The following is an 11,467-nucleotide window of genomic DNA, read 5'->3' on the forward strand; positions in this document are numbered from 1 at the left end:
AAGGCCTGAGCATCGCGCAATTCCGTGAGCATGCGGCCGTGGAGCCCGTTGGAAGGGCCGACTTGCAGATCGGCACCGACAATCAGTCGTGTCAAACCGTAATCGTCGTTCAGCGTGCCCACGCTGAAGCCGCGCATGAACTCCTCGCGCCAGCGGGCCTGTCCCGACAGGGTCAGCGTAAGCGGCCCGCCCTCATGCAGCGGTGTTGCCTTCAAACGGTCGCTCCAGTTCCGAGTGGCGGCAGGCGTATTTGCGGGCGCACTGGCGGGCCTCTACTGGGCACGCAGCGAGGCCGCCGAGAGGAGCAGGGCACTACCGACGGCTATGGGGAAGGGGATACGACAAGCCATGGGGGACGATACTCTGCTGGCCACGAATTGGCTCGTCGGGGGTAGATTCCCCGTAGAACGCCGCCAAGCCCTCGCCAGCACTCGATCGTGAAGACTTCGCCACTCGCCCGCCTATCGCTTTTGGCGGCGCTCGTCAGCGCCGCGTGTGCCTCCGCCGTCCAGACCGGTCGTGGTCCGGTGGCAGCACCGACCTCGCGCCGCTCGGAGCCGATCACTCCGATCATGGAGATCGCGGTGGCGCCGAAGAATGCAGCGGCCGATGCCTCATGGGCCGACTCGGTGCTCGAGACCCTGACGCTCCGCCAGAAAGCGGCGCAGATGGTCTGGATCTGGACGCTTGGCGACTACACGGCCACCGACGCGGCAGGGTACACGAACATCGAACGCCTGGTGCGCGAGCAGGAGCTGGGCGGCATCATCGTGTCCGTTGGTGGGCCGCTCGACATCGCGACCAAGGTTAATGCGTTGCAGGCCGCGTCGAAACTGCCGCTGCTGGTTGGCGCGGACCTCGAGACGGGCGCGGCCTTCCGTGCGCGTGGCGGCTGGTTCCTGCCGAACGCGATCGAGCTTGGTGGCGCCACGTCGTTCCCGTATCAGATGGGCATCGGCGCCACACGCGATACCGCGCTCGCCTACGAAATGGGTCGCGTGACGGCGATCGAAGGGCGCGCCATGGGGATTCACATGGCATTCGCACCGGTGCTTGACGTGAACAACAATCCGAAGAACCCGGTCATCGCGGCCCGGTCGTTCGGTGAGGATCCGGCGCTCGTATCGCGCATGGGGGCCGCCTTGGTGCGTGGTATTCAGGAGCATGGCATGCTCGCCACCGGCAAGCACTTTCCCGGACATGGCGACACGGAGCAGAATTCGCACCTCGAGCTCTCGCGCGTGAACGTGTCGCGCGCTCGGCTCGACAGCGTGGAACTGCGTCCGTTTCAGGCGGCCATCAACGCCGGCGTGCGCGGCATGATGACGTTCCATGGCGACTTGCCGGCGCTCGACACCACGCACACGGCAGCGACGCTGAGCGCGAAAGTGATGACCGATCTGCTGCGCACGCAGATGGGTTTCAACGGTCTGCTGGTGACCGATGCGCTCGACATGAATGGCGTGCTGGGCAACATGACGATGGCGGAAGCCACCCAGCGCGCCGTGGTGGCGGGCAACGATGTACTCCTCATGCCCAGTGATGCCAAAGTGTCGATTCAGGCCGTGGTGGACGGTGTGGCCTTGGGGCGTTTCACCGAAGCGCGCATCGATGCCTCAGTGAAGAAGTTACTCATGGCGAAGCACGAATTCGGCCTCGATCGCGAGCGTTTCGTGAGCGTGGAGGGGGTACGCAGCCGCGTCGGAGTGGCCGCGAATATGGCGCCCGCCCGCGTGGCGGCCGAGAAGGCGATCACGCTCGTGCGTGATTCGCTCACGCTCGTGCCGTTCAAGATGCCGGCGGCCAGCCGCGTGGTCAGCATCACCGTGACGCCCCGGGTAGACCTCAGCGCCGGTCGCATCTTCGATGCGGAGCTCAAGGGCACCTTCGCCAATCTGTTGTCGCTCACACTCAGTCCCGAAACGGTGGCCGACAACACGGCGGGAGCAGCGGCGGGCGGCACCGGGAGCTACAAGATCAATCCCGAACCCGCGCTCCTTCCGGCTTCGGTGGACAACGCCCTCTCCATCGCGCGTGGTGCGGATCTGGTGATCGTGTCGAGCTACATCGGCGCGAGCACCAACACCGCGTCGGTCGTACCCACGCGCGGCCTGCCGGAACTTCTGAATGGCCTGCGTGCGGCGAACACGAAAGTGGTGCTCGTGTCGTTCAACAATCCATACCTGCAACTGGGCCTGCCACTCACGGAAGCGCACCTGATCGCCTGGAGCCCGTGGTCGATGTCGCAGCGGGCAGCCGCCCGCGCGCTGTTGGGCAAGGCGCCGATCACCGGTCAGCTGCCGATCACGATTCCCGGTGTGGCGCCATTCGGCGCCGGCCTGCGCCGCTGATCGGATTCACTCAATTTTTCGGAACTCTCGTATGCATTTTTCCTCTCGGGTCTTTGCGGTCGCCACGGCGTCGCTGATGGCGGTGTCGTCGTCGCTATCCACGTCGGTCGCGGCCGCCGCGCAGCGTCTTGCCGTGGATCTCACCGGCAACTGGTCCTTCGAAGTCGTCACCGAAAACGGGACTGGGGTCTCGGCCGTCGCCATGACGCAGAAGGGCGATTCGCTCACGGGCACCTACACGTCGGGCCGCATGGGCACGCTGCCGTTCAAGGGTGTCGTGAAGGGCCAGACGTTCACGTTCGCCGCGAATACGGGAGCAGGCGCGACGTTCACGTTCAGCGGCGTCATCGTCGATGCCGACCACATCAAGGGTGAGCTGGATTTCGGCGGTCAGGGTGGCGCGGCGTTCAGCGGGACGCGCAATCCGTAGCGACGTCAGCGCCGAACGCTGCGCACCATGTCGTTGATCGTCCGCGCGACGTCAGCGGCGCGTTCTTCGTGAAGCATGGTGCCGCCCGAACGCAGCGTGTCGATCGTGAATCGCTTCACGTGCGTTTGCAGCATGCGCACCTGGGCAACGGTCGGGGTGCTCGATGACGCCTTGTCGCCGACCAGCAGGTGCACCGGCACCGTGATCCGTGTGAGCCGGGACTCGATAGGGAACGGTTCGACTGCGGCCTGCATCGCTCCGAGGGTGCGCAGTAGTCCACGTAGATCGTTCTCGATGGGGGCGACGTATTGCTTCACGACGTCCGTGGTGAGCCAGCGATCGTCGGCGCTCTGGTCGCGCAGCGCCGACACGAATCGACGCTTGGCGAAACTGCGCCCCATCGGATTGTCGAGCAGCGCCGCGAAGGCCAGCGCCGTACGCACTCCCGGCGTGCCCTGCTGGTCGATCGGGCCCCCGGCCAGCGACACGACGCCGAGCACGCGCACGGTATCAGTGGCGGCGAGATGGAATGCGATCGTGGCACTGGTGCCTTGTGCTGCTACGATCACCATGACACCGACCGGCAGTTCCGCGTCGAGCACCTTGGCAATGCGTGCTGCTTGTGCGCTGAGCGTGTAATCGGCGCCCTTCGGTCGCGTCGAAGCGCCCATGCCGAGTGGGTCGACCACCAACGGTTCGATCCCGCGGGCTTGCAGCTCGCGCACCACGTTTCGCATCGAGAACGCCGATCCCACCGGACCGGGAAGGAGTAGCACGGCCACGTCGCCACGTGTCATTCGCGCTACGCCGCCGTTTACGCTCAGCGTCTCGGCGGGTGCAACGACCACCCGTCGCTCTCCCGGTGCAACCACGGGAACCACGTGCACACCGACCGCCGACTCGCGCCCGGGCAGTAACAGCCCGAGCGCCAGCAACAGCGACGCCCGTAAATCACCGAACCGGTTCGGCAATCGTGTTCAGCAGTTGAAGAGCGAAGTGGGAGTACGACAACTCACGTACGGCAAGAACGGGCGGCCAGTGAACGACGGGCTTATGGTGAAAGAGCGTAACTTCATCGTGTCAGGTGGGAATGGCGGCGGGAGCGGTCGGGGTCGGCGAGTCGGTGTCTGCCGCGGGTACACCGCAGGTGGGGCAATACGGGAAGAACGCATTCTTGCGCGTGTGGCAACTGTCGCACTGGTCGTACAACCGCAGCCCGCAGTGTACACAGAAATTGCCAGGATTGGCCGGTCCTCCGGCGATCGCCCGCTCGCACCCCGGGCAGATGCTCGCACCGATGCGGCGAAGCGCTTCCTCATACGGGAGCGCGCGGCGCCGTTCCCCTTCGCTCTGCAGCTCCACACGTTGACGCTGCGCGAGATAGCGGCGCATCGCGCGGATCACGTACACGCCGGCTACCGCACTGGCGATGATCCCGACGCCGTAGCGCACGTAGCCGCCGTAGTTCGGCAGGTACGGCACGAGCTCCACGAAGAACGCGAACACGGCGAACAGCACGAAGCCGCGCCACAGCGGCCAGTACTCACTGCGTCGCTTGCGGGCCACGAGCCATCCCGCGACCAACAACAGCGGTAGCGTGATCGCCACGCGCACGGCGAATACGCGTAGTTCCTGCGCGAAGCGCGCTTTCTCGAACCGCCCGCGCGCCGACAGTAAAAGGTCGACTTCGCGTTCACGATTGCTGTCGATCGTTTGCGCGATGGCGAGCAGCTGCTCGTCATGTTGCTCGACCACCGATTCCGCTTCGCGCTCACTGCGCTTCAGGGAGTCCAGCAGTCGAGTGCGGGATACCACCTCCGGATCCTGCGACGGGTCCGTCGTGGCCGTGCGTGTCGCAATCCAGGTGTCGAACGTTTCACGCTGAGACGAGTACGCGTTGCGCGCGACCGCTTGGCTCTGCGTCGCGCGCTCCCGCTCGTCTTGTGAGGTGCGCTGCAGCTTCACCAGCGAATCGCGCGCGCTCAGCAATGGCACGCGCTCCAGCGGATCCACGAACTCCGCCAGCGACACGCTCTGGTCGACGCCGGGTAGTTCACCGACGATCTTGCCGCCCAAGCCGATCAGGAAGCCCGCGAAGGTGACCGACACGGCCCACATCGCCAGCGCGAACAGCTTCTCGGGAACGCGAAAGGATCCAAACACGGTCAGCTCCGGGGAAAGTCACGCATGAGGTCGACAACAAGATGCATCGGGACCCGCTCGATCGGATGGGGCACATCGGGGAGTACGTGCATCGTCGCATGCGGTAAGAGCGCCGCGATCCGCTCGACTTCGAGCGACGTCACGGTGTCGTCGCGCGATCCGACCGCGAGGCGCACCGGAATCCGGATGTCGGCGAGCGTATTCATCGTGAGCATCGGGTCCGCGCCGAGGTTCGTCAGTAATTGCGCGGTCCGCGCGAGCAGTTGCTCCCAGCCGCCGGCGCGTTCATGTCGCTGGCGGAGCTGCTCCGCGAACGCCGGGACTTTCGCCCGTAACAACGAGGCGTCGAGCCGAGCCGCGCCAGCCGCGGCAACGCTGGGCGTCCATTCGAACTTGGTGCCCAGCGTCACAATGCCGCGGAGGGTTCCAGGCGAAGTCGACGCGAGCACCAGCGCGGCGTACCCTCCCATGGAGAAGCCCAAACAGATCGGCGCTTGGTCGCCGACACGATGGCGCCGGGCGGCATCGCCTATGGTTCGGGCGAACAGCGCCATGCCGAAGGCGTCACCTGCCGGGAGCAGGGTTCGTCCATGTCCCGGCAATTCGACCAGATGGACGCTGCCCACTTCCCCCAGCGCTTCGGCAAGCGGGCGCATCTGTTCGAAGTCCCCGAGGGCGCCGTGCACCAACAGCACGGTGGGTCGGTCGGAGGGATCGACCACGACGGTCATTGGTGGAATGACGGAGAAAGCATGAAAGAGAGATACCGGTGCGAACCGGGGCCGCGCCACCGAACGCCAAGTGGTCAGGGAACAGAATCGGTTAGATTACACAGGTCGGCCTCTTGGGCCACCCTTGGAATACTGCACACCGGGTAGCCCGCATGACCACCGAACTTTCAACCATATTGGCGTGTATCGCCGCGGTGGCGATCGTGGTCGCTGGGATCGGGGTTTGGTGGATCAATCGGGCGCCGAACGTCCAACGTGACCCGTCGGAGACTATCCCGCTTTTTACCGGAGTCGGCCCGTCCGATTCAGGCATGGCCGCCGAACCTCGCGCATTCCCAGTCCCGCCTTCGCGGAACTTCGCGGCCTCTGCTTCCTCGCTCGCGTCGAACGTCGGGCGGTCGAACGGAGCCTCGTCCGCCCCTGATGTACTCACGCGACCGACCGTGCGGGAGTTCACGACGTCCTTCGCCCCATTTACGCCACCGGTTCAGACGTCGCCGCGCAGACCGCACGTGGCGCTCACGCCAACGGCGTCGGGACGCGCGGACGCGGCGGTGGTCAGCGATGCGGGCATCCCAGGCACGATGGTTGAAGGAAACTCCGTGCGCTTCAGCGTGCCCGCCGAGGGGACGCTGCAGTTTCTGCCCGGTCGGCTCGAAATTGGCTCGGGCTTCGACGCGGGGCGGGAGATTCGTTTCGTGCAGGTGCCCGGTCCTGACGGGACCGATATCACGTTCGGACGGAACGAGGGCGCGCTGTATCGGCATATCCAGCTGCGTGACCAGACCGTCAGTCGGCAACATGCGGTGCTGCAGTGGCGCGAGGGCCGCTGGTCTCTGCGGAATCTGTCGCACACGAATCCGGTAGCGCACAACGGTGCCATGCTCGACACACTCGATGCCCCGTGCCTGCAGGACGGCGATCGTATCGAGATGGGCGAAGTCATCTTCACGTTTCGGAGTCGCTGATGAGCGACGAAATGGCAGACGACGTCGTCAGTGACCTCGATGAATACACCCTGCTCGGCGAGCTGGGTCGTGGCGGCAGCGCAATCGTTTATCGCGCGCGCGATCGTGATCTGTTTCGCGAGGTTGCCATCAAGGTGGTCCGTCCGCGCTTCGCGGCGCAGGCAGACGAGGCAATCGAGCGACTCGCGCGTGAAGCGCGCACGGTGGCGCGCTTGCAGCATCCGAATATCGTGACTGTGCATGCAGTCAAGCGTTTGCGTGATGGCGGACTGGCGCTGGTCATGCAGTTGGTACCGGGGCGCACTCTGAAGCAAGCGATTCAGGAAGACGGTCCGTTCTCGCCGGAGCGTGCGGAACGCGTGCTGAAGGACATCGCGGAAGCGCTTGCGTTCGCTCATGCGCACGGTGTGGTCCATCGCGATGTGAAGCCGGAAAATGTTTTCCTCGACGTGGACACCGATCGCGCGCTGCTCAGCGATTTTGGTATCGCGCATTCTGCGGAGTTCGACTCGCGTCTCACGATGACCGGGGCGGCGATCGGCACCCCTGCGTACATGGCGCCGGAGCAGATCGACGGAGGGCCCGCGAACGCGCGATCGGATGTGTATAGTCTGGGGTTGGTTACGTGGGAAATGCTCACCGGTGTACGACCCTGGGAAGGGGAAGCACTCTACAACGTCATCTTCAAGCAGAAGAACGAAGAGTTGCCGGCGATCGATGCCGTGCGCCCTGGTGAGGTGCCGCCCCGGTTGCAATACATCACCGAGCGGATGCTGCAGAAGAAACCCGCGGCGCGGTGGGCCGGAGCGGATGGGTTGCTGGTAGCGCTCGACGCATGGGTGGTGCCCAGCGACTGGCGTCAGTGGGAGGAGTCGCATCGTCGTCGGCGCGAGCGTGAAAAGGCAAAGCCTCGCGTCGCGCCGGTGCCGAAGAATGCGAGCGCCGATGCCACGGTGAGGTTCGCGCGACCAACGGATACCGGTGCCCCTGCCGCAACGACGCTGGTGCCGACGCCCGCCACGCCCGCCGCGTGGCTGCCGACGCCTTCGGTAGCCACGAACGCTGATGACGAGGCGCCTTCGTGGGCGTCAGACAGCGCGCCGTCGCAGACACGGAGATGGTGGATTGTCGCCGCGTTGACCGTATCGGCGGCCGGTGCAGCGTTCGCGTACTCCGCGACTCATCAGGATGCCGTTCCGGTGCGACGCGCACCGCCGGCCGTGATGGCTGATGCGGGGAACGTCGAACTGGCCATCGTCGCCAGGACTGACAGCTCGCCGGGCATCGTGCCGATCACGTCCGTCGACTCCTCGCCGATCACGGGTGCGACCGACACGCCGGCATCGATGGCACCGTCCAACCTTTCACGCGACACCTTCGTAGCGGACTCCATTGCCGGCATGCGGGTGTGGCGAGCGGAGCGTCTGGTGGCGCGCAACACCGCACGAGTTGCCGATTCAACCGCCCGCGCCGGGACGCCGGCCGCACCGGTCGTAGCGCCAACGGTTCGTGCCACCGACGATCCCGGCGTCATTGCTGCGGGTGGACGTCATTCCTGCGCGCTCGTCTCGGTCAAAGTGCTCTGCTGGGGGGCGAATGAACGTGGCCAACTTGGTGACGGTGATGCGGAGGCGCGCAGCACTCCGGCGCCGGTCGTCGGAGAGTTGTCGTTCACGCAGGTGTCCACCGGCTTGGCGCACAGTTGCGGCGTGGCCCGTGGTGGAGAGGCGTACTGTTGGGGTAACGACGACAAGGGGCAGTTGGGTGACGCCACGTTCACGTCGCGCAGCGCACCCGTGCGTGTGTCCGGCAATCAGAGTTTCCGCGTGGTGCGCGCCGGTCTGACGCATACGTGCGGGCTGACGTCCGCTGGCGAGGTGCTCTGCTGGGGGAGTAACGCGAACGGCCAACTCGGCGACGGAACGACGGCCACGCGGTCCTCGCCGACGCTGGTCAGTGGCGGATTGCGCTTCGTCTCGCTGAGTGCCGGTTGGAACCATAGCTGCGCCATCGCGACCGACGGCGTGGCGTATTGCTGGGGCGCAAACGCCTCCGGTCAGATCGGGAATGGCACGCGCGCGGATGTGCGCACGCCCATCGCGGTCAGCGGCGCGACGAGGCTCACGAGCATTTCAGCGGGCGGTTCGCACACGTGTGCTGTAGAAGACACGGGCGAGGCCTTCTGCTGGGGCCGCAACAGCTTCGGACAGCTCGGTCTGGGTGGTACGACAGATCAGCTGACGCCGACACTGGTCGGCGGATCAACGCGCTTCATTTCGGTGACGCTCGGGGGCGTACACAGCTGCGGACGCACCCGGGCCGGTCAAGCGTGGTGTTGGGGCCGCAATGTGTACGGGCAGCTCGGCGATGGCACGAATGCCTCGCGCGAAGTGCCGACGCGTGCCCTTGGAGGAATCACCTTTGCGGCGCTGAATGCGACGGGCGCTCACACGTGCGGAATGGCGGGTGACGGCGAGCTGTGGTGCTGGGGGTTCAACGTTGAAGGACAGCTGGGCGACGGCACCAGGAACCATCTCGCGCGTCCGACGCGCGTGATGATGACCGAACGGTAGCGTGCGCGCCGCGGTCTGGCCGCGCTGGCTACGCGCACTGTTCTGGCTGAGCTTCGGGACCGGGGTGCTGGCGTGCCGTGGCCTGGCGGATGTTTCAGGGCCTCGTCCGGTCGAATCACCGGTCGCGCAGGTAGAATTGACCCCGACGCAACTGACGCTGGCGGCCGGCGGCAGTGCAGTGTTGCTCGCAAAGGTTCGTGATGGGTCGGCGCAGTTACTGACGGATCGCGCACTGACCTGGTCCAGCAGCGACCCGTCGGTAGCGACGGTGTCGGTGGCCGGATTGGTGTCGGCGGTTCGACTAGGCGTAGCGCAGATCGCCGTGTCGGCCGACGGACGCAGTGCAACCGCGACGGTCAATGTGGTGGCTCGTGCTGTCTCCGGCGTACAACTGACTCCGGCCGCGCCAAGTTTGCTGGTGGGCGGTTTCGTCCAACTACTGGCGGTGCCAGTCGACGATACCGGTGTGCCACTACCAGCTCGTGAACTGTTTTGGGTATCGAGTGACCCGTCAGTGGCGTTCGTCGATATCACCGGTCTGGTGAATGGACTTTCGCCAGGAGTAGCGACGATCACCGCCTCGAGCGAGCTGCGGAGCGCTGCGGTCGGGGTCACCGTGCTCCCGGTGCCGGTGGCGAGCGTGCAGATCACGCCGCCGAGTGCCAGCATCAACGTTGGACAGACGACGCAGTTGAGCGCCGTTTCGCGCGACTCGGCGGGTGGATTGCTGGGCGGTCGCGTTGCAACGTGGAGCACCAACGCACCGGGCGTGGCCACGGTATCCTCGGTGGGCGTGGTGCTTGGCATCACACCGGGTACGGCCACGATCAGTGCCATCAGTGCCGGACGAACGAGTGCCGCGAGCATCTCGGTGCGTCCACGGCCCGTCGGTTCCGTCATCGTGTCGCCGTCTCAGTCGGCGCTCACCATCGGGCAGACGGTGCGGCTCGTGGTGCAGATTACCGACGCGAATGGGACACTCCTGAGCGGCCGTCCGACCACGTTCAGCAGCAGCAGCGCATCGGTCGCGCAGGTGGCGGTCGATGGCACGGTGACGGCGAATGCCCCGGGTGTCGCGACGATAACCGTAGCCAGCGAGGGGCAAGTCGGAACCGCGACCGTCGTCGCGTCGCCATCTCCGGTGTCGTCGGTTCGGATCTCGCCGGCTACCACGAGTCTTCTGATTGGAACCGAAACGCGATTGTCGGCGGTCGCGTTGGATGGGGGCGGTGGCACGCTTCCGCTCCGTGCCGTCACTTGGTCGTCAGGGGCACCGAGCGTGTTCAGTATCAGAGCGGACGGCACCGTGACGGCGATCGGGTCAGGCACTGGACTGGTGTTCGCGTCGAGTGAGGGACGGCTGGCCAGCGCCACGGTGTCCGTGCGGTCGCCTGCCGCCGCGCGCGTCGATGTGACGCCAGCGAGTGTCTCGGTGATAAGTGGTACCGCCGATAGCCTCATCGCGACTGTGCGTGACAGCAGTGGCACCGTGTTGACCGGGCGCACCGTCGAGTGGCGTTCAGCGAACAACAGCGTGGTAGTGGTTGCGGGCACCGGTCGAATTCTGGGAATCGCGCCCGGCAGTGCGGCGGTGACCGCGACGATGGATGGCGTGGTTGGATCGTCGACGGTGACCACGCTGCCGGTGCCGGTCGCGTCGGTGACCGTGTCGCTGACCGCCTCTTCGATCATTGTGGGCGCTGTGTCGCAAGCCACCGCGGTCACGCGCGACAATTCGAACAACGTGCTGACGGGGCGACCCGTGGCGTGGAGCAGTTCGAACAGCGCGGTGGCGACGGTCAGCGGCAGCGGCTTCGTCACTGCGGTCGCGGTTGGGACCATTACGATCTCCGCCACGAGTGAAGGACGAAGTGGGACGACCGTACTGACAGTTACGGCCGTGCCGGTGGCGAGTGTGAGCGTGTCGTTGGCGGCGTCGAGCGTGACGGCGGGCGGCACCACGCAAGCCACGGCCGTCACGCGCGATGCGGCGAGCAATGTACTGAGCGGCCGTCCGATCACATGGAGTAGTTCGAACAGCGCGGTGGCGACGGTGCACAGTGGTGGCCTCGTCACGGCCGTCGCGGTCGGGACGGCCACGATCACGGCCACGAGTGAAGGGCGGAGTGGGCTCGCGGTACTGACGGTGCCCGCGGTGCCGGTCGCGAGTGTCAGTGTGTCGCTCACACCGACGTCGGTGGCGGTCGGCACCACGTCGCAAGGCACGGCCGTCACGCGCGATGCCGCGAAC

The 11,467-nt window shown here is 65.9% G+C and carries 9 protein-coding genes; 5 read left to right on the forward strand and 4 right to left on the reverse strand.

The window, feature by feature from the left end:
* A partial coding sequence (locus ACESNG_RS13340) for a hypothetical protein (protein ID WP_373069325.1) occupies positions 1-215 on the reverse strand: 215 nt, incomplete at its 3' end.
* Between the two features lie 222 nt (positions 216-437).
* Between ACESNG_RS13340 and ACESNG_RS13345 the strand changes: the two genes are divergently transcribed.
* A complete protein-coding gene (locus tag ACESNG_RS13345) occupies positions 438-2,351 on the forward strand; it encodes a glycoside hydrolase family 3 N-terminal domain-containing protein (protein WP_373069327.1) in 1,914 nt (637 codons plus the stop codon).
* A gap of 31 nt (positions 2,352-2,382) precedes the next feature.
* The gene (locus ACESNG_RS13350; protein ID WP_373058200.1) at positions 2,383-2,781 is read left to right on the forward strand and encodes a hypothetical protein; all 399 of its coding nucleotides are present in this window, start codon (positions 2,383-2,385) and stop codon (positions 2,779-2,781) included.
* A gap of 5 nt (positions 2,782-2,786) precedes the next feature.
* Here ACESNG_RS13350 and ACESNG_RS13355 read toward each other — a convergent pair whose 3' ends face one another.
* The 3 genes from ACESNG_RS13355 to ACESNG_RS13365 form a co-directional block, all read right to left on the reverse strand.
* Positions 2,787-3,752: an alpha/beta fold hydrolase gene (locus ACESNG_RS13355; protein ID WP_373058198.1), complete on the reverse strand. Its 966-nt coding sequence runs from the start codon at positions 3,750-3,752 to the stop codon at positions 2,787-2,789.
* Positions 3,753-3,861: 109 nt separating this feature from the next.
* Positions 3,862-4,944, reverse strand: a complete 1,083-nt coding sequence (locus tag ACESNG_RS13360) for a zinc ribbon domain-containing protein (protein WP_373058196.1) — start codon at positions 4,942-4,944, stop codon at positions 3,862-3,864.
* A 2-nt stretch (positions 4,945-4,946) separates the two neighbouring features.
* Complete coding sequence (locus tag ACESNG_RS13365; protein ID WP_373058194.1) at positions 4,947-5,675, reverse strand: alpha/beta fold hydrolase; 729 nt, start codon at positions 5,673-5,675, stop codon at positions 4,947-4,949.
* Positions 5,676-6,187: 512 nt separating this feature from the next.
* On the opposite strand from ACESNG_RS13365, the gene ACESNG_RS13370 reads away from it, so the two are divergent.
* The 3 genes from ACESNG_RS13370 to ACESNG_RS13380 all read left to right on the forward strand — a co-directional run.
* Positions 6,188-6,643 (forward strand): FHA domain-containing protein, encoded by a 456-nt coding sequence (locus tag ACESNG_RS13370; protein ID WP_373058192.1) that lies wholly within the window; start codon positions 6,188-6,190, stop codon positions 6,641-6,643.
* Positions 6,643-9,216, forward strand: a complete 2,574-nt coding sequence (locus ACESNG_RS13375) for a protein kinase domain-containing protein (protein WP_373058190.1) — start codon at positions 6,643-6,645, stop codon at positions 9,214-9,216. Before ACESNG_RS13370 ends, ACESNG_RS13375 begins: the two co-directional genes overlap by 1 nt.
* A gap of 64 nt (positions 9,217-9,280) precedes the next feature.
* On the forward strand, positions 9,281-11,467 hold a 2,187-nt coding region (locus tag ACESNG_RS13380), incomplete at its 3' end, for an Ig domain-containing protein (protein WP_373069329.1).

Source organism: Gemmatimonas sp., assembly GCF_041689975.1.
GTDB lineage: Bacteria > Gemmatimonadota > Gemmatimonadetes > Gemmatimonadales > Gemmatimonadaceae > Gemmatimonas.

Coding starts and splice junctions, on each gene's coding strand:
- ACESNG_RS13365 (WP_373058194.1), bottom strand. CDS start 5,675: ATGACCGTCGTGGTCGATCCCTCCGACCGACCCACCGTGCTGTTGGTG.
- ACESNG_RS13350 (WP_373058200.1), top strand. CDS start 2,383: ATGCATTTTTCCTCTCGGGTCTTTGCGGTCGCCACGGCGTCGCTGATG.
- ACESNG_RS13375 (WP_373058190.1), top strand. CDS start 6,643: ATGAGCGACGAAATGGCAGACGACGTCGTCAGTGACCTCGATGAATAC.